We start from the raw sequence: 21,740 nt of genomic DNA on the forward strand, positions 1-21,740 counted from the left end.
CCACGCTGGATCTCTGGAAGGCGGAGTTCGGCGCGGGCGAAGTGACCCTGCAGGGGAACAAGGCATCCGGCTGGGGCGGCGGTGTGGCCACGAACTATGTTCCATTTGTTCAGTGCCGGTGAGAGGAGGAGCGCAGTGATCAGGAAAGTGGAGTGGGGAAGACGGTTGGCACAACGCGATGAGCGGGGTTCGGTTCTTGTTCTGGCGGTACTCATGATCGCGCTCTTTGCGATGGCGGGGGGGACCTTTCTGGCAATCTCCACATCCGAGGGGCGAATCGCAACGAACCGGGAGAAAGCGACGCAAGCGCTCTATGTCGCAGAGGCGGGTGCGCATGTGGCGTACCGGGAGTTCGCGGCGTCGAACTTCCGGGGGAGAACGCACAACGGGGACGGCACAATGGCCTCTGCGGGTCTCTTGGCTGTTGCCGCGTTTCAGGGCGGACTCACGCTGGACGACATGGACGACAACGGTCTTGCGGAAGAGCGGAACGACGGGTGGTATGTGTGGGAGTGGAACTTGGGCGACGATCAAGCGGAATCCCTGACGGGTTCCGGCCTGGCGGAGAGTTTTCGGTTTGCGCTCCGCCCCGCCAGCACCGACGCGGATGAGGACGAGTACATCATCGATGTGATCGGCAGTGTTGGGATCTTCAGTCGAAGGCTGGAAGTTCTTGGGTACACCGAACCGGCGTTCGGATATGCACTCTACTCGGATGGGGATCTGTCCGAGTTCACCCGCGGAGTGGATCAGGACATCAGCGGGAAGATCCATGCCAACGGGAACCTGTACTTTCGACCCGCCGGAACGGTGTTGTCTGTGGACTCGCCCATGATCACGGCAACCGGGCAGATGATTCGCACGGAAGATGCGTGGGGGCGTCCGGCCCCCGGCGGAGAGACGGTGTTGATCAAGGACCGGGACGGGAACTGGGTGGAGATGGCGGGAGGAGGGGCGGGGGTCGCCATGGATTCGAACCACCCGGACTGGACAAACGATGATCCGGACGACGGCGTGGACGGGGCGTTGGATCTATGGGATGGGATTGTACGAGACGGGACTCTGGGCGCGACGAGCGTCGATCCTCCTCCGGTGGAGACGATGGAGGTGGGCGGGTACTTCGATCTGCGGGCCTCGCTCCGGATTCGAGCGGGAGACCTGCAATATGACAATGCCGGAAACGACATCAGCGCGTGGGTCGGGGATGCGATTCAGGAAGTCACCTTCTGGAATCCGTCCGTTGACCAGTATGTGACCGTGCAGGAGATCGACCTGAACATTCTTGCGTCGGGGGGGAACTTCCCGGCGAGCGGTCTGATTCACTCCGATGTCCCGCTTCGTGTGGTCAACGCATCCCAACTCGAGAACGATCTGACGATCGTGGCGGACCACTCGATCTACACAAAGGGCAGCTTCAACAGCGTGAACAAGAGGGCGGCTGCGCTGGTGTCCTCCGGGCGAATCTGGCATGTCTCCGACGCCTGGCAGGATGACGATGCCTACACCATGGCGCCCAAGAGTTCTCGTCAGGCGGCCAATGGAACCACGGAGATTCACGCCGCGATGGTGGATGGCCAGCCGGTAGTCGAGGAAGCGAACTACGCAGACCTGGACGGGGACGGCTTCCCCGACGACCCGGGCGCCGGCGACACCTGGGCGAACAACGACCACCTGCTGGAGTCATGGGGTGGGTCGCGCACTCTCCTCAAGCGCGGGTCCATCGTTCACATGCAGTTCGCCGACATGGCGGACAACCTGAACAATGCGGGCATTCTTCCCGAGGAAGTAGCGTGGTCCAAACACGCAGCGTACAGTCCGCCGCATCGCGACTATGGATATGATCCTTCCCTTGCGGGAATGTCGGGGCAGCCTCCGTATGCCCCGCTGGTTTCGAGGCTCTTTCTCTGGCGGGAAGTCACTCCCTGACACGGGAGGGTCGCGGCGGGATGTTCACGCACTGCTCGCCGTGGAACGCGCAGGTGGAAGCAAATCCCGTTGACCCGCTTCCGTCTCTCCCGCTAGCCTGACTGGTTCAGACGGGCACCTCCACCTCTGTGCATGGGTGTGTGATGGGAACGGGCCGAACCAGGAAGCGCACGAGCAACGGCAGAGGAGACTCGCGTCTGCAGCGTGCGGTGCAGACGGATGTTCTTCACGCTCTTCTAGAAGCGAATCGGGACGCGATTGTGGTGATCGATTCCGACAAACGGTTCGCGGAGTTTTCGGCATCCGCCGAATCCACACTGGGGTGGTCTCGCGCGGAAGCCATTGGCGAAAGCTGCCAGAAGATCCTCAAGTGCCAGGATACGGACGGCGCTCTTCTGTGTGACGCGGGCTGTCCGCTGGATGCGCTCCTGAACGAATCCTCCGTTCGGTCCTGTGCCGCCATGTATATTCTTTCGAAGAACGGAGATGTTCGGTTTCTTGAGTCGGACTATACCTCCGTGCCGGACCGATCCGGGAAGGCCCGCCATTTCGTCGGCGTTCTCCGAAACGCGGGAGAAGGGGAGTGGCTGGGAAGTTTTGGCGCGGAGACGCGTCGGCTCCTGTCACTGGGGACGATCTCTGCGGGGATCGCCCATGAGATACGCAACCCGCTGACGGGAATCCGCACGACAATCCAGTATGTGCTGAAGCATCAGGATCGCGGAGACCCCTACCGGGAGAGTCTGCACGCGTCTATCAAGGAACTGGATCGCATCGAAGCGGTCATTTCCGATTTTCTTGCGTATTCCCGCCCGCCATCTCCACGCCGGCGCTCCCGGGATGTGAACCGCGTTCTCTCCGACTCTCTTGCGCTGGCGCGGGAGTCGCTGGAATCCGTAGGTGTGGACCTTGTGACGGACATGGAAGAGGAACTGCCACGGCTTTCCATCGATCCGGGTATGATGCGGGAGGTGTTTCTGAACATCGTCATGAACGCCCGGGACGCCATGCGAAAGAAGGGGGGAACACTCCGCGTGTCCAGCTGGCTCAGCCCCCGATCGAAGCCGTCGTCGCCGACCGGGATTCGTATCGCCTTCAGCGACACCGGCCCCGGCATTCCCGAGGGAACTTCCGCAGACATTTTTGAACCGTTTATGTCGGGTCGTGCAAAGGGTCTTGGCCTCGGCCTCTCAATCAGCCAGAGAATCTGCAAGGCGCATGGGGGACTTATCTCCGCGACCAACAATTCAGAAGGCGGAAGCCGGTTTACCGTGATTCTCCCCATCCCGCAAAGCGAGACGCGTCCGGTATTGCCCTCGAAAGAACAGAGAGAAGAGAGGGCGAAGCCCGTGTCGGAGGGGAGTCCCGCATGACCGACAGCGTTCTTGTGATCGACGATGAGCAAACGGTGCGCTCCACGCTCCGACGCGCGTTGGAGGACGAGGGCTTTTGCGTGGTGACGGCCCCGTCCGGCCGATCCGGATTGCGTGCTGCCAGAGAGAACGCTCCGGATGTGGCCGTCGTGGATCTGAAGCTGGGCGACATGTCGGGCCTGGAGGTCCTTCGGGAACTCAAGGCGCTGGACCCTCGACCGGTGGCCTTGATGATCAGCGCCTACGGGGAGGTGCAGGATGTTGTGCAGGCCATGAAACTCGGTGCGGAAGACTATGTACGCAAACCTTACGACCTCGACGAGATGGTCCGGTGCGTTTCCCAGAACCTGCGTGCATCTCGAATGCGGCGCTCCATTCCCGCCTCTACTGAGATGAGAGAAGACGGTGGGCTCGGGCGGATTCTCGGGGATTCCGGCGCGATCGAGGAAGTCCGGGAGACCATCCTGAAGGTCGTTCCGAGCGGTGCTCACACGGTGCTGATCCAGGGGGAAACCGGGACTGGAAAGGAGCTGGTTGCGCGAGCGCTGCATCTTGAATCGGATCGACGGGATCACCCCTTCGTCAAGCTCAACTGCTCCGCGATTCCTGAATCGCTCTTTGAAAGTGAGCTTTTCGGACACGAGAAGGGGACATTCACCGATGCACGCGAGACTCGGGAAGGCCTTGCGGAGACGGCGGACGGGGGGACGCTCTTTCTCGATGAGATCGGCGACGCCGGGGCTTCCGCGCAGGCAAAACTTCTGACATTTATCGAGGAGCGATCATTTCGCAGGCTTGGCGGGCGAGAGGATCGAGTGGTGGATGTCCGCATCGTGGCGGCAACGAACAAGGACCTGGACGCAGAGTGTGACGCGGGTGAGTTCCGAAGCGATCTGTTGCATCGGCTGAAAGTGATCGGGATCGCTCTTCCACCACTTCGCGAACGCGAAGGAGATGTGGTGTGTCTCGCCAGAGAGTTCCTTTCAGAGTTTGGGGAACTGGCCGGGAAGCCGGGGATCGCGCTGTCCGAAGATGCGGTGGAGTGTCTGGAGAGTTACGACTGGCCTGGAAATGTGCGCGAACTCCGCAACTCGCTGGAGCGGATTGTTCTTCTGGAAGACATCGACACGCTTCTCCCTGGCCATCTTTCCCAGAAGATCCGCGAGAGCTCTTCATTGTCGCGTGCCCGAGGACTGATCGCGAAGCGTTCGGTTCCTCTTTCTGAAGTGGAGCGCGAACACATCCTCCGCATTCTTGAAGAAACGGATGGCAACCGCACTCGCGCGGCCGAGATACTTGGCATCACACGGCAGACGCTGATCACCAAGCTGAAGTTGTACTCGTCGACCGGTGACGAATGCGCGCCCCTTGTGTCAAAGAAATAGACGCGACTGAGCATGCGTTGTCGAACTTCTTGACGCGTGTTGCGTTCCTGCACCCTTCCTCGGGAGGGGTTGTCGCCTTCCTGTTCTCTCTCGCAGCGTGCTCAGTGCGGCAGAATCGGTAGAGAACACAAGGGTTGGAGGTCGTGAAGCGTTCGTCATGGGCGGAATGATTCGATGTGGGGAGTTCATCGACCAAACTGGCATGAGAGATGCAAGGCTTTCAGCGAACTCGTGCGTTCATGCAGTTCGCCTGTATGTCAATCGAGAGAGCCTGCGGAGCGTGGAGGCGCGTCAGATGCCGGGACGACTGCTGATTCTCATGGACGACGAGCCGGTCACGACAAGAGCATTGGCACTGGATCTTTCGGAAGCAGGGTACGAGGTGGAGACGGCCGTGGATGAAGTGGATGCCCTGCGGAGGTTTGACAAGGATCCGTATGATCTCGTGATCGCGGCCGAGGACGCGGGCTCCGGGGGCGGAGGGTTTGTGAAGAACCTGCGTCTCGCCAGTCCCTCGGCGAAGGTTGTGGTGATGACGACGCGAGGAGGAAGACGGGAGAGGGTCCGGATGGAACCCGGCGGTGCCCGCGTCCGAAAACCCTTCGATCTGGATGAGTTCCGCTTGCTGGTGGATCGACTGCTGGCATCGGAGACGACAGGAGAGTCGGGGAAGACGATGTGACCCTCGCCCTTGGGCGGTGGTCATTCGGCGCTTTCCCGGGATCAGTACTTTCCCGATGCGTCGTTTCCGGAGACGGTGCGGCCCGCGTGCGGGCCGGGAACGAGTTGCCACTTTGGAGGTGGTTCTGAATGGCGATGGCTCGCTCGAAGGCGAAAGCCAAGGCGAAGACCAAGCGTAAGGTGAAGGCGAAGGCCAAGCGCAAGGTGAAGGCCAAGGCCAAGCGCAAGGTGAAGGCCAAGGCCAAGCGCAAGGTGAAGGCGAAGGCCAAGCGCAAGGTGAAGGCCAAGGCCAAGCGCAAGCGCTAGGAAGAGTCGTGCGGGCCTCTGTCCGCAACGGCCAAGTGTGGGAGCGGGGGGGAGCAATCCTCCCCGCTTTTCATTGGGAGCGTTCCGTCAGATCATGGGGAACTCCCCGGGGAGGGTGGGGTTCTCATGGTGCGGCGGACAGGAATCCACAGCGCCAATCAGGCACGCGGCCAGGAGGCTGCGCGGGTTCGATTCCGTCGCCTTGAGCGATTCCGGGCGCAATGACTCCCAAACGACGGCTGGGCTTTGCGAAAGGCTGGTAACCGGTACGCGAAGAGGATAGAGTGACCCGTTAGCGTGGGAGTCGGCTTCCGAGCGAAGTGTCGGAATGGGTCTCTCTGTGTAGATCCTTTAGCGGCAGTTACTTTGCACTTGACATATTTGCGGATACTTGCCTTTATTGGAGTCCATTGAGAGGGTCCGTTTGGCGGACAAACGGGCTGCAAGGATGCCAGGAGCGGAAAGAGGGGACATGACAACACTGGTCCAGGAGACGGCAGAGCGGGTGACGCGGATCAAGGATTGCCCGACCTGCGACGGACGAAAGAAGATGCGGGTACTTCGGGCACTGGACGACACCGGGGTGGAGTGGCTGAACTGCCTGACCTGCAACAGCATTGTTTGCTTTGAAGGAGATGAAGAGACCGGTTCTTTACGGAATCCGACCGCTGTCGGGCTTCTTGGAGACGCGGCACCAGGTGACTTCCGGACCTATGTTCCTGAGGAGTGTTACGAAATAGGCGAGTTTTTCTATCATCAAACCTGGCGCGATGTCGGGCGTGTGATTCGCAAACAAGTGCTTCCCGGCAGCCGGAGTGCCATCGAAGTGGCTTTTCTAAACGGGGGACTGAAGTTCCTGATCGAAGGCTGCACCCCGGTCGAACTCTGAGCCGAGAGATCGGCGGAACTGCGCGCGTTCCTCCGAGGCGGACTCTTCTGTTCCGCTGGCGAGGCCCCCGGGCGATTCACGGGCAGAGCAGATGTTCCTTCCTCTGAAAGATGTGAATCCTGCCACTCGCCGGCCGTGGGTGACGCTGGCACTCATGGCCGCGAACACGCTGGCCTACCTGGCACAGGTGCAGGCGGAATCGCGCGGGTACTCCCTTGTGGCGGTCGGAGGGTTTGTCCCGGTAGATCCCGCACCCGTCGCGCTCCTGACATCGATGTTCCTCCACGGGGGAGTTCTGCATCTGGGGGGGAATCTCCTCTACCTCTGGATCTTCGGGAACAACGTCGAGGATGTGCTGGGGCACGGACGGTTTCTCGTGTTCTATCTCCTGGCGGGACTGGGCGGGCATCTCGCACACGGGCTGGTCTATTCAGGCTCTGCCATTCCCACGATCGGTGCAAGCGGTGCGATCTCAGGCATCCTTGCAGCGTATCTGATTCGGTTCCCGCGTTCTCGCGTAGTGTCCATCCTCTTCCTCGGGTTCTTCTTCCGCCTGATTCGCACGCCTGCCTCCGTGGTGATTGGCTGGTGGATCGTGATTCAACTTCTGCGTGGCGTCGTGGGTTTCGGAGAGGGAGGGTCCCCGGGCGTGGCCTGGTTCGAGCATATCGGAGGGTTCGCAGCGGGGTTGGTACTCTTCAAGTTGCTGGAGGCGATGCGAAGATGAGACTCAGAAGGTGTCTTGCCGCTCCGGCGATCCTTGCACTCTGGGCGGGGTGCTGTCCCCGGCCTTCGGTCTCTCCAGTCATCGATGGCCCGGATTCGACAGACCTTCGTGCCCGCCTGGATTCTCGCGCTTCGCTGGCAGGGAGGATCACGGGATCGCTGAAAATGGAGGATCCGGCCGAGGGCGTGGAAGAGTCCTGCCGCGTCGCCATCACACTGGCTGGTCCCGATCGGCTGCGCATTCGTGGCACCTCCAGGCTCTTCTTCGACGCATTTGACCTTGCGGTGAGTTCGGACACGGCAGTTCTGCTCCTCCCGCGCGAGAAAATCGCTGTGGTGGGGCCACCTGACAGCCCGGGATGGCGGGAACTGGCGTGGTCCCCGCAGGACCTGCTCATCGCGCTTCTGGCGCATCCCCTGGCGGGTCGCCCGTTGGATTCCGGTGCGGTCCGGGCATCCGCCGACGACTCGGGACTGGCGGGAGGGAACTGGCGGCTTGAAGCGGACCCGCCCACGGGGATGCCGTCAGAACTGATCGGAGGGAGCGGCCCGGAACTCCGGATTGTCTGGACCGATTGGCAAGTTCGCGGAGGCGTGGAGTGGCCAATGCTCATCACGATCGAACGGGGTGGCCGACGATTGCAGCTGAGGACGGATCTCGTGCAGCTTGACCATGCCCCCTCAGAAGGCACCTTTCTGCTGGCGCCCCCTGAGGGTTTTGACCTCTACTCACCCGGGAGTGAACTCCTCCGCGCAGGGGAATGACCGCTCCGCCTCGATGCCACCCGACAAATGCACCCAGTAGGCGGTGAATCCCAACAAGCAAGGGACCGCGGGGTCGAGACTCTCGATTTCAGTTGACACTCAGTCGCAGGAAGCCGAACAATGGGAGTCATTCGCAGGTGAGAACCCCATCCTAGGAAAGGGGGGACGAACCATGGCCACCGCCAGAGCTTCGCAAACGGTGCCCCTGGATGACTCCTTCGGCATGTACCTTCGTGACATCGGGCGCATTCCTCTTCTCACCCGAGAAGAAGAGGGCGTTCTGGGCAAGAGAATCCGTGCCGGTGAAGAAGCCGCAGTGCATGAACTGGTCCAGGCCAACCTTCGCTTTGTGGTCAGCGTCGCCAAGCGATACATGAACCGGGGTGTTGCCCTGAGTGATCTCGTTACGGAAGGCAACCTCGGTCTTTACGAAGCCGCACGGCGTTTTGACGAACGCAAAGGGTGCGCGTTTATTTCGTATGCAGTCTGGTGGATTCGCCGAAATCTGAACAAGGCCATGGCGGATCAGGTGCATCTCGTCCACTACCCGCACAGCCGCCGGGATACCCTTCGCAAGGTATGCAGCGCGGAGGAATCGCTGGAGAAGAGGCTCGAGCGGCAGCCGTCGCTTCGGGAGATCTCGGAGGCCATCGGCCGGGCTCCCCAGGAAATCCAGGAGGCCATGGCATCCGTGAGGGCGTATTCCATGGTGACGGACTACGAAGGAGTGAATCGAGAAACGCCGCTGAACCGAATCGCGGACTCCACGCTGCTGGGGACTCCGGATCGCGGCCTGGAGGATTGTGAACTCAACCACCATGTTCACAATGCGGTAGAGCGATTGAGCCAGAGAGAGGAACTCATCATCAACCTCTACTACGGGCTGGCCGGAGAAGAGCCGTACACGCTCGGTGAAATCGGGAAGAGACTCCATCTTTCGAAGGAGCGAATCCGCCAACTGAAGGACCGTGCGCTGAGTCGCCTTCGTACGGGTGGCCTGAGCCGGGCGCTGCACGCGCACCTCAACTGAGCCAGGCGGCGTCGCCGTGGATCAGGTTGTCACGGGGGGATGATACCGATGACTCGCAGACCTCCGGGAAGACCACGCGCAGCCCCTCAGGGCTCCGCGGCGGACTGGCGTCGTGTCGGGCTTCGCCGTACTCCGCAAAGAGATGTCATCCTGAACCTTGTGCGGGGTTCCCCCACGCATCCCACCGCGGTACAGATTCACCAGGATGCCGTTGCCTCGATTCCCGGCATCAGTCTCGCCACGGTCTATCGGACGCTCCGTGTTCTCAAGGAGCGCGGGCTGATTCACGAGTTCGGCGGGGCGGGGGTTTCATCTCGCTACGATGGAGCCATTCCGGACCATGAGCATGTCCGTTGTGTGCGCTGCGGCGATGTTGCGGATATCATGCTCTCCGGAATGGACGAAGTTCGACAGCGAGTCGCCGAGGCCACAGGGTATCGCGTCAGTCATCACCCGCTGATCTTCATGGGGCTTTGCCCTCACTGTTCGAGCAGCGAGAAGGTCAGGACGCCGGGGGCGCGGAAGCCGGGTTCTCCGGATGCGGAGGAGTCGAGGGCGGGAGAAGAAACTCAGAAGGATTCCGACTGGTCCCGGTGGTACTGGTGAGGATCGAAGTCTTCCCGATGGGGCCGTTCCAGGTGAACTCATACCTGCTCACCTGCAAGAAGACGCACGAGGTCGTCGTCGTGGACCCCGGCGATGAGGCCGAAGTCCTCGTCCGACTCCTGAGGGAGCGGGACGCAACCCCCACGGCCATTCTCTCTACCCACGGACACCTGGACCATGTCAGCGGCAACCGCGTTGTGCAGGATGCGTTTGATTGTCCCATCCTGATGCACAAGGCGGACCTTCCCCTGCTGGAGGCATTTGACAGTCAGGCCGCCGCCTTCGGTCTGGATTTGCCCACTCCCCCGGCTCCCGGCGGCACCCTCGTGCCGGGACAGCCGTTCTCATTCGGAGAGTGCTCGCTGGAGGTGCTCCATACCCCGGGGCACTCGCCGGGGAGCGTGACCCTCGTGTCGGGGCAGGACGCGATTTCGGGAGATGTCCTCTTCTCCGGTTCCATCGGTCGGACCGACCTCCCCGGCGGGGACATACGAACGCTCCTGCGCTCCATCGACGAGGTCCTCGTTCCGCTTGGAGATGAGATGCGCATCCACCCGGGACACGGCCCCGCGACGGATATCGGGCGGGAGCGACGGTCCAATCCCTTCCTGCAGCCGGAAATGCGCTCTCAGTTTCTCTAGACGCGCCGGGGGCCGCGCGGCCCCTCGCGCTCAGTGCCGGACGCCGCTCCAGTCGACGGAAGGCAGCGCGTATTCGGTCAGGCCGAGTTTTCGGCGCACCACGAGTTCCCCGTAGAGCCAGAGAGCTTCCTCGTGCGTGGGTGCCACGGCGAGGAACGCGCCGGTTTCCGCAAGCGCCTGTCGCTCATTCCCGAACTTCCGGAGCAGGCGGATGCGTGCGAATCGTTCGGGGAGGGGCAGTGCGTCGGCTGGGCCTCGCAGAAGTTCCTCGGGTCCCCGGGGAGATCCGGCCGCAGGAGGGGGAAGGAGCCGGCCCAGCGACTCCAGGTCGTCCAGCATCGCGAGTGCCAGTGCGAGACCGGTCCGCGCCACAGCCTGATCCGCTTCGGCCAGGAGCTGAAGCGCGAGGTCGCGGGCTTCCCCGGCGTGCCCGCGTCGCGAGAGCGCCACAAAGGCCCCGACCTGATCTTGTGCCGAGCGCGCATTCCACGCGATCCCTTCGAGTGATGCGTTTCGGTACCGAACCTCTGCCGCGAGGAGCGGGTCCAGCGCAAGGCCCGCGGCTTCACTCGCAGCATCTCGAAGTTGCCCCATGGCGAGGAGCGCCTCGGCACGCTCGCGGGAAGCCGCCGGGGAGCGGAGCGTTTCTTCGGGAAGCGCGTCCAGCACCGTCACGGCTTCCTCGGGCGATCTGGTTGCCGTGAGCCACCTCGCAAAGTCCAGTCCGGCTGACGGGTCTTCAGCGGAGACCGCGCGCAGGTCGTCAGCGCACACATCGTAGATGCGCCAGGTATGGCCGATCGACTCCCGGGGGGAGAGCCGCCGGAGCCAGCGCAGGGGACGATCATCAAACGAGAGGATGCTGTGGAGGGCGTTGATGTTTGCGGCGACGACGCCATCGGTGGGCCGCTCCGGATTGACACGAACACCCCGCTCTTTCGCCCATGCCCGGAAACGCCCCTCATCCTGCCCCCAGTCCAGGTTGGAGTCGATCAGTGCCCGATCCCCGCGAGCCGGTCCTCCCGCAAGTTCATTGAAGTACGCGAGATGGTCCGGCGTGACTCGCACGGCGCCAAGGGTCAGCCAGCCGAAGAGCAGCACGAGCGCGCATCGTTGCCCCCGCCCTCCGGAGCCGAGTCGCGCGGCTCCGGCTCCGGCCAGTGCCAGGATTGCCGGAAGCGCGGGGAGAATGTGCCGGTACCCGATGTCGATCCGGTGCAGCAGCGACATCGCCACGAAGATCCATGCCGCCGGAAGCAGGACGAAGGCCAGAAACCCCGCCCGGTCCCGGCACGGCCCGAGGAGCGCCGCGAGTCCGGCAGCGGCCAGAATGAGGATGGCCCCCGGTGTCTTGAGCAGGACGGCCACAAGGAAGTAGTGGGGGAAGCCGTCGGTGGACCGCGCGCCGAACAGGTACGAGAAGTGCCCGGATGCGCCATGCTCCCACTTGCCGAGAATCCCCCGGGCGAATGCGTCGGGGAGTGCGGCGGTGAGCACGCGGGCCACCGGCTTGGTGGCCATCGGCTCAGGGAGTGCCCCCGCCCCAAAGGAGTGAGGGTGGACGAACCACGCGACGGCCAGCACCCCTGCGACAGCCGCCCCCCCCAGCACGAGAGTTCGTCGGATGCGCTCCTGGATCGCTCCGGGAACCAGGAGTGCCCCCAGTGAGATCGCCGGGAGGAGATGGAGCGCCGTGTGCTTGGTGCAGGCCGCCACACCGACGGCCGCGGCGAAAGCCACGAGGCGCCAGGTGGAAGGACGGGCCGCGGCGCGCCATGCGAGCAGACACGCCAGAAGTGTGGAGGCTGTCGCGGGCAAGTCGAGCGTCGCCAGTCGGGAGTGTGCGATCAGGTTCGGCGAGAGCGCCGCGCACGCCATCGCGAGGAGCCCGGCGGAAGTTCCGAAAGCGCGCCGGGCCACCGCGGCCGTGCCCAGGAGTGTGAGGACTCCGAGCAGCAGTACCGGCAGGCGGGCCGGCAAGAGGTGCCCGGGCGAGTCGTTCAGCGGAGCGTCGGCAGTTCCGGTGAGGACCGGCCCGAGGCCCAGCATTCGTTGCCCGAGGGGCGGGTTGTTGAGTCCGCTGGAAGCTCCCCCGGTCTTCCAGAGGAGGATCCCCGCCGGGATGTGTGCCCCGAGTTCGTCGCAGGTGCCCGTCTTGACCGCCAGCCCGTGGAGAGCCTGGGCCAGAAAGAGCGCAGCCAGAACCCAGGGAACAGCCCGGCCAAGCCTCCCCGGCCGGGGAGGATGGCATGTTGGATTGGCGGATGATCCCACGATCACGGCCCCCCCGCGAAAGACCTGACAAACTCTACCAGAGCTACCACAGACCGGGGACCTTCCTTGCAGATCCCGGCGTCGTGGGGTAGAGTGTTCGCCGGTCGGCCCCGCGAGCGGGGGATTTCCCGGTTCTTCCCGGAGAGAGATGAAGTGAAGAGGCTTCTTCTAGTCCCGATTCTGGCCGTATTGCTGCCCGCGGAGGCTTCCGCGCAGGTGGCTCCCGAACGCGTCCGCTTTGAGTGGCTCACCGGTTTCCTTGTGCAGGGGACCGTCGGCACCGCCTCCTTTTCCGCGGATCTCAGCGGTTTCCAGAACGGGCAGCTTGTGGAGCGCGACGAGGGCATCGTGGATGTGGACCCGGCGTTCTGGAACGGCATCGGCGCCACCTACCGGCTGAACTCCCGGTTCATTGTGGGAGCCTCCTGGATGCACTCGGCAGCACGCTATCGTGTGCAGTTCCCCGCGCAGGCTTCAGACCCCGGCAACTTCGACCTGGAAGGATACCTTCTGGCTTCCGCGGACTGGACCAGTCTGTTCCAGGGCGGAGATCCACCGGAGCGGGCCATGAGCGACGCCGTGACCGATGCGTTTCTTCTGTCGGGAACGGTAGAGATTCCCCTCCAGAGCCGCCGAGTCTTCCCCTACGCGAAACTGGGCCTTGGCGTGTTCCGGCAGAGCTCCCAGGGGACGGTGTTCGACATGGTGTACGGAAGCAATCCCCCGTTGTTTGTGAGACAGCTGGAGGCGGCCGGGCTCACCGTGGAGGAGGATGCATTCGGAGTCCCGCTGTTTCAGGTCCGGGAGACGAATGCTCTGGTTTCTCTTGGAGCCGGGGTCCGCGTATCCGTTACGGATCGATGGGCGGTCGGCGTGCACCTGGAGGATCTCGTCCGCATCAACCCGGACCTCTCGGAGTTTGAGGTCTCTTCAAGGGAACCGGATGTCGAGGCGGGTCGTGTCTTTTCCACGACGCTCAGTCCGGTGAGTGGGAGTGTTCACAACTTCGGCGTGCGCCTCTCCGCCAGTTACTCCCTCTGGCCACTGGGTGTGCCCCGCTAGGAAGCGTCAGTTCCCCGGCGGTCGAGTCACCTCTACATCCAGCGGTCCGTCGCCTACCAGCCACTGGCCGGTCACGAGGCCCGTGGCGGCGTGGACCTCGACCAGCACATCCAGATCGAAGTGAACCGCGTAGAGGTGTCCGGTCGCGGTGTCGGCGGCCACGGAAGAGAACCCGGGCGTTGCCAGAATGGGGTCCGGCGGGGGCGGGAGAAGAGTCAGCGTCACGGCATCGTATCGGCGGAGGCCGTCCGCAAAGCCCGCGACCCACGCCGTGCCGTCCGCATCGATCGCAATGTCCGCGGGGGAGCCACCGAGGGGGATGACCCCGGCGACGCCCAGGGTCACCGGGTCCACCACATGGATCTCACCCGCCTGCGGGGGGGTGCCGGTTCCATAGTCGCCGGTGCATACAATGTGCAGCCGACCATCCGGTGCCACGACCACTTCCTGCGGGTTGGTCCCCACTCCGATCGAGGCGACCTGTGACCAGGTGGTGAGATCCACAACATCCACCACGCCGGGCCCATAGGAACCGGTGTCGCCCCGATAGTTCGTGCACGCCACGAAGGCGCGTCCCGCACTCACGGCCATTCCCTCCGGCCCCGGGGCGGACGAATCCAGCGGCGGTTCGCTCTCCCCGAGATAGATGGAGACGGAGCGAATCGTCCCGGAAAGCCAGTTGCTGACGATGGCCCGCGTTGAGGACACGGGAAGGGCGACCCACGGGTTCCGCCCCGGCCCGAGCGCGATTCTACGGCGGAGGGCGAGGGTGGAGGTGTCGAATACATCGACCGCGTTGTCTCCCGATGCGGTCACCAGAAGAGACCGGCCGTCAGGAGTCGCGCGGACGCGGTTCGGCCAGGCGCCGAGCGTCGCTGCGTGAACGACCAGTTCGCCCGTCTCCGGGTCGAGCGACGACAGCGTCTCTCCGAGGCCGTTCACCACCACCACCCGAGCCGGGGGCGGGTCGTCCGTGCCAGGGGGGGTGCCCCCTCCGTCGTCGGGCGGGGAGGGCTCAAGAGGTGGTCGGTCCGCGCATCCGGCCCAGGCCATGGCGATGACGAGAAGCGTCACAATCCGGTGTGCCGCGCGCGTCATCGGAGCACCGTGATGCGGATCACCGGCCCCTCGCGTGAGGCGGCCAGGAAGTAGACGCCGCCCGGGACAGGATGCCCCCTTCGGTCGCGAAGATCCCAGAGGGCGCTGTCGGGCCCGGGCGGTGCGAGGCGACGAACCTCTCGCCCGCGGACATCGACCACGCGCAGCGTTCCAGCTTCGCGGCCTGTTCCGAGGTGAACGCGCACCGGCACTCCGCGACTGGGGTTGGGCCACGCGCGCGCCTCGGCGAGCCGTCGCGGGTTCTCCGGCGAAGCGAATGTCGCGTCATCCGCCAGGCGGCGGTAATGAATGTCAAAGTCGCCGTCGCGGTCGTCCTTCCAGAGGACTGACACGGATCCGCCGTGAGCGATCACACTCGGACGAAGCGAACGCCCGGCAGAGTCCGACACGCGGTGGTCGGCGGCACCGGTCGTATCCCACGGCGCGCCGGGTGCGCGCGACCGGAGGAATACCTCTCGATTGAAGAGGGACACCCGTGCGTCGCTCCAGACGAGATGCATCGCCTGATCCGGCCCCCGGGCAAGGGACGGCTCGTCCGCGCCGTCCGCCGGGCGCGTGATCCGTTCCTCGGCGGACCAGCTCCCGCCGGGGGAGCGCACGCGGACGAAGAGGGCGCGACCGCCATCCCGAGAGTCCGGCCAGACGACATGGGCCGAACCGTCCGTCGCGCAACCGAGAGCGGGGGCCCCGCCGACGGCTCCGGCCGTGTCCACCGTGTCCGGCGTCGTCCATGCCCCGGTTGCGGGATCGCGGAGTGCGTGAAGGATTCTCGCGCCGCCGTCCACGCTTCGCCAGACGGCGTGCAGGGTCCCGTCGGGAGCGGCGTCGGCAGCCACCAGTTCCGAAAGCGCGGAATCGGCGGTGATGCGGTCATCCGGAGCATCTCCCGCCGAGAGATCCCAGGCCGCTCCCGCACCTCGCGACCGGGCCAGGATCTCCGCGAAGTTCCCGTCAAAGCGGAAGTCGTACCACAGCACATGCAGCGCCCCGCTTTCCGCCACCACGGGAACGGGGACATACCCGTTGTCTCCGTTGGTCTCGGGGTGGTCGGAAGTCGTGAATCGAATGTCGGCGGCGGGAGAGGCGTCCCAGCCACTACCGGGGGAGCGGGTCTTCGTGAAGATCTCGACATTCTGGATCCCGGCGACCCGGTAGTCGTGCCAGAAAAGGTGCAGATCCCCGTCGGGTGTCGCGGCCAGCGCCGGGTACTTGGCCCCGGCGAGCGCGCCGGGATACGCCTCCAGATAGTCCACGACGAGTTCAGCAGGTGTCCACTGACCCGACGAACATTGTCGGGAGTAGATGCGGTAGTTCTGGTTCGGGCCGTCGCGCTCCGCCCAGACGACATGGAGAGCCCCGTCGTCGGTCACCGCCATTGCGGCATGGTTCAGCCCGGTTTCGGAATCGGTGGCGGTGTCGGAGAGGTTTCGCTCCGCGGTCCAGTAGCCGCCCGCGTCCGCGGTCCAGACGCCCGCAAAGAGCGCGATGCTTGAGAGCACTCCCAGGAGCCGGGTCATGGCGTTCGCCCCCAGGTCAGTCCCGCCGAGAAGGACCGCCCCGGCAGCGGGTACTGGCGAAGGTCGCGGGCGTCGCGATCGGTCAGATTCGTGACGGAGAGGACTGCGCGAAGATCGGGGCGCACAGGAATGCGAAGGTGCAGGTCACCGAGAAGGCGCCCGCCGAGGGCCTTTGTGTTCGATCGGGTCAGGAAGACGCGATTCACCCCACGCCATACCGTCTCGATCTCCCCGAGGCTCGCATGCCGGACGATGACACCGGCGGACCCGCTCCAGGGAGCGCGGTGGGGGAGTTCCATTCCGTGGGTGTTGGGCTCCCCGGTTCGGTCGCGGGCGTCCAGTCTCGTCACGGTGCCGGAGAGCGTGGCGGACAGCGAATGCCCCAGCGGAAACGCGGCGGCTGCTTCCGCCTCCCATCCGAAGATCCGTGCGCGGCCGATGTTGTGCGGTCGCCAGATTCCCGCAGCCCCCGGGGTCCACTGGATGAGGTCGTGGATGTCGCGGAGAAAGGCGTGCGCTTCCAGACGGGCGCCGCCGGGGAGGCGCGAGAGAAGGACTCCGGCGTCGAGGTCGCGACCCGTCTCCGGGCGCAACCCGGGGTTCCCGGCAGCCGTGGCCCGGGCGGGCCAGAACAGATCGTCGAAGGAAGGCGCGCGACGGGAGAGTCCTGCCGACGCACTGAGTACGGCGCGGCGGGGGAGAAGCTCCCACGACACACCGGCTCGCGGGGCCACGGTCGGCGCGAATCCTTCGATGGCATCGACGCGGAGGGCGGCGGTCGCAGTGAGGTCGCGGCCGAGGAGACGGCCCCGGGAACCCGCACGAAGCGATGCATACCCAAGGACGCGCCGCCGATCGCCGTCTGTCGTGCTGAGGAGATGGTCCAGGCTCGCTCCCGTGGAGGCCACGAGCGCCACCGGTCCGGCTTGCGCCGGGAAGCGTGCGTCACCCGCGAATCTCGCATTTCGGTGGCGGTCGTCCACCGGCCCGAACGCGGCTCCCGGTTCGCGGTAGGTGCGTTCCGCACGGAACCACGAGAGATCCACGAACGCGTCTCCGTCCGGCGTGTCGCTGGTTTCGATGCGAAGCGCGCCCGAGATCCGCGAGTCCCGCAGCCTGGCCGTGGGGGAGGGGAACTCGTCGCTTCCGGGGACGCCGCGCTCCGCGAGGAAGGCGGAGAGGTTCACGCGTGCAGCGTGGCCGCCCACGGCGAGGTCGGTGCGAAGGTCGGCCTCGGTGCGCGAGATGTCGCCGTTCGTGGAACTGCCGGAAGGCGCGTACGAGTCGGACGCGGCGAACAAGCTCGCGCCGACGCGTGTGCGCGTGCCCCACGGCGTGCGTTTCGAGAGCCAGCCCGCCACGCGCTGCTCTCCGCGGGACCCTCCGCTCGCGCGGAATCCGGCGGCCCCGGGGCGCACTTCGCGAGTGCGGACATGGACCACGCCAGCGAGGGCGTCCGTGCCCCAGAGCGCGGACGCGCCTCCGCGGAGAACCTCCACGCGGGACACGAAATCGAGTGGAAGGGACGAGAGATCCGCGCCGCCACCCTGAGCAGTACTCCACCGTCGCCCGTCCACGAGAACCAGCACCTGTTCGGTCGATGAACCGCGAATGGATGCTCCCGTTCCGGTTCCCGGCCCCGCGATGGAAGCGATGCGCACTCCGGCGAGCGAGGCGAGCAGTTCGCCGACATCCCCGCCCGGGCGCCGGTCGATGGCCGCGTCGCCGACGATGCTTCGCGGGATGGGAACCGCCTCGGCGGGCCATTCGTCGGCGCGAATGACCACCGGAGGCAGGCGCCATTCCCGCGGGGGAGGCGTCGGCGCGGGCGGGTCGGTCCCGGTCGCCGCAGCTGGAAGGAGCGCCAGCAGCAGTGCGCCCGGGAGGAGGGGGCGAAGGTTCATGGCTACCGGACCCGGAGGATGCGTCGGCAGACGGACTCGCCCGCGGCGCGAACCCGGGTGAAGTACACTCCCGGTGCGGCATCTTCGCCGGCGTCGGTGCGGCCGTCCCAGGTGACGCGGGACCCGCCCGCGGGAAGGCGTCCCGGCCGGAGTTCGGCGACGCTTCGTCCCGAGACATCGAACAGTGTCACGGTGGCCTCGGCCTCGTTCGGAAGCGAAAGCTCGAGCGTCACCGTTGTGCGAAACGGTTGCGGGAAGGCGCGTCCCACGGCGAGAGTCGGGGCCGCGGGCGCACTCCGAACAAGGGTCACCGGCGGGAGGAAAGTCAGATCTCCCGCGGAATGGATCCAGCCGACGCGGTAGGTGTACGAGTATCCGTCGCGCGTTGCGGCATCGGTCCACTCGGACACTTCGGCGAACGGGAGATTCGTGGCGACCGGAGAGAAGATCGTGTTGGCGGGACCCTGCCGATCGATGGCAAAGCCCGCGACCCCTGCGTACGGACTGGCGGTCCACGAGAGCCGGATTCCGTCCGGGGCGTTCCATGCACTCGGAGGGCGCATCGCCAGGCCCACCGATGCGTCGGTCTCCACCACGGCGAGGTCGATCGGGCCGTCGTTGACCGCCCACGCGTGCAGGCTGTCGGGTGCGGAGTGGTCCAGTCGATAGAGCAGATCCGCACCGAAGTCGGGCACGAGAAGGTGGCCGTCCGGGTCGAGGCGCGGGTTGCCGTAGAATCCGCCACCAGGGATCAGCGGATCGTCCGGGCCGTGAAGAAGCGTGAGCGTGTTCGCGTTGTAGGACCAGATCTCGGAAGCGAAGGAAGGCGTGGTGATGCTGAGCCAGCCGAGACCGGTCGTGTCGATGGCACCGCCCCCGGGGAAGGCCGGGATGGGAAGCGTGTCCAGCGGGGCCAGTCCTACCGGGTCCACCACATGGATCTCACCGGTCGTGAGGAAGAAGTCGCCGGTACAGATCACATGGACCGTGCCATCCGGGGCGGGCAGACAGGCTTGCGGGTTGGTGCCGACCGGGATCGTGGCCACGACAGAGAGGCCTGCGGGGTCGAGGACGGTGACGGTTCCGGGATCGTAGGCGTAGGTCGTGAAGTCGAAGCCGGTGTTTGCGACAAAGAGCCACCCGCCCGCGCGACACATTCCCTCCGGACTCTTGCCGACCGCAGCCGTATCGGTGACGGCACCGGTCCACGGGTGGACCTCGTACACGGCGTTTGCGCCCAGTGCCGAGACGAACGCGGACTCCCCGGGAAACTCAACGGCCCACGGATTGGATCCTGCGGGGAGCGAAGTGGTGGTGAGCGTGGACTGGGTGAGCAGATCGAACAGCGTGAGGTCTCCTGAAGAGGAGTTGACCACAAGCAGTGCCGATTCATCGTCGGAGAGTTCGACGCGGTTGGCGCCGGAGCCCACCGAAGCGATGGCGTTCACCACACTTCCCGAATCGAGATCGACGCGGGTGATCGTGGCATCGTTGGAGCCAATCACATAGGCGGCATTCGCGGGCGGCGCGGCGTCAGCAGACCCGGACGAAACGGGGGCGGCAAGGAGCATGGCAAGCAGCATCGACAAGCGTGAATGCGTCAGCGTCTTCCACATGATGAGAGTCTCCGGAAGCGGGATGGAAACTCGGCGGCCGATCCGCACTGGGCTTCGCATACGGAGACATCGTCCGCCGGTTGGCGGAACCCCGAAGCCGAAGTGTTGACAAGGATCGGAATCACCGGCCTCACCCTCGAAGGCGGTCCACGAAAGTGTTCGGGTCGGTCTCCTGGCTCGCGGGTCTTCCTCGCTCCGCGCCTTCCGGTTTCCCGTGGCATGAATGCGGAGGTTGTCGCCGCTTACAGTGGCGGGGCCGCGCCGGCGTTGAACCGGCTTCCCTTTACCCGAACGCGATGGTCATGACAACCGCCCCTTGCGGAAACGACTGCCACGACCGATAGAATCATGCGGGGGAGGCAGGGTCAAGGTGGCGATTCCCCGAAGGAGAGCAGAGTGGTAGGATTCCACCATTGGCAAATGACGCACGGCCGTTTGGCGGCCGATGACCCGAAGGAGCGTTCCTTGTCCCGACTTGCGAAGCGCTTGGTGCTGGCGGTACTTGTGTGGATCCCGATCGCGGTGGTTCTGACCGCGCTTCCGGCAAGTGGCGGAGACTCCGAGGAGTCTGCCGGTTCTGTAGCCCTTCCCGCCACCGCGGCGGGAGTGGACAGCCTTCTCCACGAGATGGAAGAAGACTCCCACGATCTCTTCTTTGGTCCTTTCGGACCCGACCTCCTCCTCGTCTCCACGACGGATGGGCGCGGAGAAACCGCCCCCTGCGGGTGAGGCAAGAGCCCCCGGGGGGGACTGGCCCGGCGGGCCGGTTATCTTGCAGAGATGAGAGCGAAGTACGAGAGTGTTCTCCTTGTGGACGCGGGCGATATCGCCGGGCACCAGAAGCCGACCGCGCTTCCTCGCGCGCTCTTTCTGATCGAGGCGTTTGCCCGCATGGGATACGACGCCGCCACACTCGGACCGGCGGACCTGGAACTGCCGCGGGAAGTGGTGCTGCCCGTGATTCAGGAAGCGCCCTTTCCCATTCTGTCCGCCAACCTGCTCGACACCGTGACCGGGGAAGGAATCCTGCCGCATTCGGTCGTGCTGGAAAGAGGGGACTTGCGCATCGGGGTCACCGCGGTGCTGTCTCCGACGACCGTGGAGCCGAGTGTTCTCGCCGGGTTTGGCGTGGTGGCGGAAGACCCGGAAGAGGTGCTCCGTGAGCTTCTCCCCGAGCTTCGGGAAAAGTGCGATGTGGTGGTCCTCCTGTGCCGCTCGACCATTGCCCAGGCGCGCGTCCTTGCGGAGTCGCTGGATGGATGGATTGATGTGCTGGTCCTCGGAAGCGGCTCGCCCGGTTACGGCACCGTGCTCCCCGCGGAGGGAGGTGCGCTCTATCTGGTGTCCGGATCGCGGGGACGCAGCGTGGGCGTGGCGCGCCTTGAACTTCGCGGAGGCCATGTGTCACGGGCGATGGGCGAGTTCGTCTCGCTGAGCCAGGGTCTTCCGGAAGATGAGGAGATGGCCGGCTTCGTGGAGGAGTTCCATATTCGCCTGAACGAGATTGTCCGCAGCACTTTTATGGCGGACGCCATGGAACTGCGCAGGCACGGGGACGAGTACTACATGGGCGCGGACTCCTGCCGCCCGTGTCACCGTCCCGAGTTCCTGAGCTGGAAGCAGACCGGCCATGCCAGCGCGTTCGAGACGCTGGTGGAGGAGCACTCCGACGCCCTCCCCGAGTGCGTCGCGTGTCATGTAGTCGGGGCGGGAGAGGCAGCCGGATACAACCCGAGGGTGAAGGGGTTGTCGGAACTCGTGAATGTTCAGTGCGAGGTCTGCCACGGTCCCGGCAGCGAACACTCCCGCGACGGCACCTACGGAGACGGGCTTGGGGAAAAGGGATGCACGATATGCCACGATGCCGACAACAGCCCGGACTTCGATCTGGAGACCTACTGGCCGAAGATCGCGCACTGA

19 protein-coding genes and 1 riboswitch are annotated in these 21,740 nt (G+C 64.9%); of the genes, 14 read left to right on the forward strand and 5 right to left on the reverse strand.

The features are described from left to right. Positions 1-135: 135 nt before the first annotated feature. From QF819_07840 to QF819_07890, 11 genes are all read left to right on the forward strand, one after another. Positions 136-1,926 carry a pilus assembly PilX N-terminal domain-containing protein gene (locus QF819_07840; protein ID MDP6803070.1) on the forward strand — a complete coding sequence of 597 codons (1,791 nt, stop codon included), beginning with the start codon at positions 136-138 and terminating at the stop codon, positions 1,924-1,926. A 209-nt stretch (positions 1,927-2,135) separates the two neighbouring features. Beyond that, on the forward strand, positions 2,136-3,299 hold the full coding sequence (locus QF819_07845; GenBank protein MDP6803071.1) for an ATP-binding protein: 1,164 nt from the start codon (positions 2,136-2,138) through the stop codon (positions 3,297-3,299). Further along, entirely contained in the window at positions 3,296-4,684 is a 1,389-nt protein-coding gene (locus QF819_07850) for a sigma-54 dependent transcriptional regulator (protein ID MDP6803072.1), read from the forward strand. Before QF819_07845 ends, QF819_07850 begins: the two co-directional genes overlap by 4 nt. A 202-nt stretch (positions 4,685-4,886) precedes the next feature. Then, positions 4,887-5,366, forward strand: a complete 480-nt coding sequence (locus QF819_07855; GenBank protein ID MDP6803073.1) for a response regulator — start codon at positions 4,887-4,889, stop codon at positions 5,364-5,366. A gap of 128 nt (positions 5,367-5,494) precedes the next feature. Next, positions 5,495-5,671 (forward strand): hypothetical protein, encoded by a 177-nt coding sequence (locus QF819_07860; protein ID MDP6803074.1) that lies wholly within the window; start codon positions 5,495-5,497, stop codon positions 5,669-5,671. 472 nt (positions 5,672-6,143) lie between these two features. After that, positions 6,144-6,560, forward strand: coding sequence for a hypothetical protein (locus QF819_07865; GenBank protein ID MDP6803075.1), 417 nt, complete (start codon positions 6,144-6,146; stop codon positions 6,558-6,560). A gap of 91 nt (positions 6,561-6,651) precedes the next feature. Continuing rightward, a complete protein-coding gene (locus QF819_07870) occupies positions 6,652-7,287 on the forward strand; it encodes a rhomboid family intramembrane serine protease (protein ID MDP6803076.1) in 636 nt (211 codons plus the stop codon). Then, positions 7,284-8,051, forward strand: a complete 768-nt coding sequence (locus tag QF819_07875; protein MDP6803077.1) for a hypothetical protein — start codon at positions 7,284-7,286, stop codon at positions 8,049-8,051. The genes QF819_07870 and QF819_07875 overlap by 4 nt, the downstream gene beginning before the upstream one ends. Before the next feature lie 172 nt (positions 8,052-8,223). Next, complete coding sequence (locus QF819_07880; protein ID MDP6803078.1) at positions 8,224-9,081, forward strand: RNA polymerase sigma factor RpoD/SigA; 858 nt, start codon at positions 8,224-8,226, stop codon at positions 9,079-9,081. Between the two features lie 48 nt (positions 9,082-9,129). Further along, on the forward strand, positions 9,130-9,687 hold the full coding sequence (locus QF819_07885; GenBank protein MDP6803079.1) for a transcriptional repressor: 558 nt from the start codon (positions 9,130-9,132) through the stop codon (positions 9,685-9,687). Continuing rightward, positions 9,675-10,328 carry an MBL fold metallo-hydrolase gene (locus QF819_07890; protein ID MDP6803080.1) on the forward strand — a complete coding sequence of 218 codons (654 nt, stop codon included), beginning with the start codon at positions 9,675-9,677 and terminating at the stop codon, positions 10,326-10,328. Before QF819_07885 ends, QF819_07890 begins: the two co-directional genes overlap by 13 nt. 30 nt (positions 10,329-10,358) lie before the next feature. On the opposite strand, the gene QF819_07895 is transcribed toward QF819_07890, so the two are convergent. Further along, on the reverse strand, positions 10,359-12,608 hold the full coding sequence (locus QF819_07895) for a glycosyltransferase family 39 protein (protein ID MDP6803081.1): 2,250 nt from the start codon (positions 12,606-12,608) through the stop codon (positions 10,359-10,361). A gap of 147 nt (positions 12,609-12,755) precedes the next feature. On the opposite strand from QF819_07895, the gene QF819_07900 reads away from it, so the two are divergent. After that, a complete protein-coding gene (locus QF819_07900; GenBank protein MDP6803082.1) occupies positions 12,756-13,664 on the forward strand; it encodes a hypothetical protein in 909 nt (302 codons plus the stop codon). A 6-nt stretch (positions 13,665-13,670) separates the two neighbouring features. Here the strand turns inward: QF819_07900 and QF819_07905 are convergent, their stop codons facing one another. Genes QF819_07905 through QF819_07920 form a run of 4 tightly spaced genes read right to left on the reverse strand, consistent with a single transcriptional unit; the run spans position 13,671 to position 19,820 of the window. After that, positions 13,671-14,762, reverse strand: coding sequence for a hypothetical protein (locus tag QF819_07905; GenBank protein ID MDP6803083.1), 1,092 nt, complete (start codon positions 14,760-14,762; stop codon positions 13,671-13,673). After that, entirely contained in the window at positions 14,759-16,300 is a 1,542-nt protein-coding gene (locus QF819_07910; protein ID MDP6803084.1) for a BNR-4 repeat-containing protein, read from the reverse strand. Before QF819_07910 ends, QF819_07905 begins: the two co-directional genes overlap by 4 nt. After that, positions 16,297-18,204 carry a TonB-dependent receptor gene (locus QF819_07915; GenBank protein ID MDP6803085.1) on the reverse strand — a complete coding sequence of 636 codons (1,908 nt, stop codon included), beginning with the start codon at positions 18,202-18,204 and terminating at the stop codon, positions 16,297-16,299. Before QF819_07915 ends, QF819_07910 begins: the two co-directional genes overlap by 4 nt. Before the next feature lie 2 nt (positions 18,205-18,206). Beyond that, on the reverse strand, positions 18,207-19,820 hold the full coding sequence (locus QF819_07920) for a FlgD immunoglobulin-like domain containing protein (GenBank protein ID MDP6803086.1): 1,614 nt from the start codon (positions 19,818-19,820) through the stop codon (positions 18,207-18,209). A 144-nt stretch (positions 19,821-19,964) separates the two neighbouring features. Further along, positions 19,965-20,126, reverse strand: a riboswitch (cobalamin riboswitch). 159 nt (positions 20,127-20,285) lie between these two features. On the opposite strand from QF819_07920, the gene QF819_07925 reads away from it, so the two are divergent. Both QF819_07925 and QF819_07930 read left to right on the forward strand, forming a co-directional pair. Beyond that, a complete protein-coding gene (locus tag QF819_07925) occupies positions 20,286-20,549 on the forward strand; it encodes a hypothetical protein (GenBank protein ID MDP6803087.1) in 264 nt (87 codons plus the stop codon). A gap of 51 nt (positions 20,550-20,600) precedes the next feature. Continuing rightward, positions 20,601-21,740 carry a multiheme c-type cytochrome gene (locus QF819_07930; protein ID MDP6803088.1) on the forward strand — a complete coding sequence of 380 codons (1,140 nt, stop codon included), beginning with the start codon at positions 20,601-20,603 and terminating at the stop codon, positions 21,738-21,740.

This window comes from Gemmatimonadota bacterium, from assembly GCA_030747075.1.
Taxonomy (GTDB): domain Bacteria; phylum ARS69; class ARS69; order ARS69; family ARS69; genus ARS69.

Coding starts and splice junctions, on each gene's coding strand:
- QF819_07860 (MDP6803074.1), top strand. CDS start 5,495: ATGGCGATGGCTCGCTCGAAGGCGAAAGCCAAGGCGAAGACCAAGCGT.
- QF819_07875 (MDP6803077.1), top strand. CDS start 7,284: ATGAGACTCAGAAGGTGTCTTGCCGCTCCGGCGATCCTTGCACTCTGG.
- QF819_07870 (MDP6803076.1), top strand. CDS start 6,652: ATGTTCCTTCCTCTGAAAGATGTGAATCCTGCCACTCGCCGGCCGTGG.
- QF819_07920 (MDP6803086.1), bottom strand. CDS start 19,820: ATGTGGAAGACGCTGACGCATTCACGCTTGTCGATGCTGCTTGCCATG.
- QF819_07885 (MDP6803079.1), top strand. CDS start 9,130: ATGACTCGCAGACCTCCGGGAAGACCACGCGCAGCCCCTCAGGGCTCC.
- QF819_07930 (MDP6803088.1), top strand. CDS start 20,601: ATGAGAGCGAAGTACGAGAGTGTTCTCCTTGTGGACGCGGGCGATATC.
- QF819_07865 (MDP6803075.1), top strand. CDS start 6,144: ATGACAACACTGGTCCAGGAGACGGCAGAGCGGGTGACGCGGATCAAG.
- QF819_07915 (MDP6803085.1), bottom strand. CDS start 18,204: ATGAACCTTCGCCCCCTCCTCCCGGGCGCACTGCTGCTGGCGCTCCTT.
- QF819_07855 (MDP6803073.1), top strand. CDS start 4,887: ATGAGAGATGCAAGGCTTTCAGCGAACTCGTGCGTTCATGCAGTTCGC.
- QF819_07905 (MDP6803083.1), bottom strand. CDS start 14,762: ATGACGCGCGCGGCACACCGGATTGTGACGCTTCTCGTCATCGCCATG.
- QF819_07880 (MDP6803078.1), top strand. CDS start 8,224: ATGGCCACCGCCAGAGCTTCGCAAACGGTGCCCCTGGATGACTCCTTC.
- QF819_07910 (MDP6803084.1), bottom strand. CDS start 16,300: ATGACCCGGCTCCTGGGAGTGCTCTCAAGCATCGCGCTCTTTGCGGGC.
- QF819_07850 (MDP6803072.1), top strand. CDS start 3,296: ATGACCGACAGCGTTCTTGTGATCGACGATGAGCAAACGGTGCGCTCC.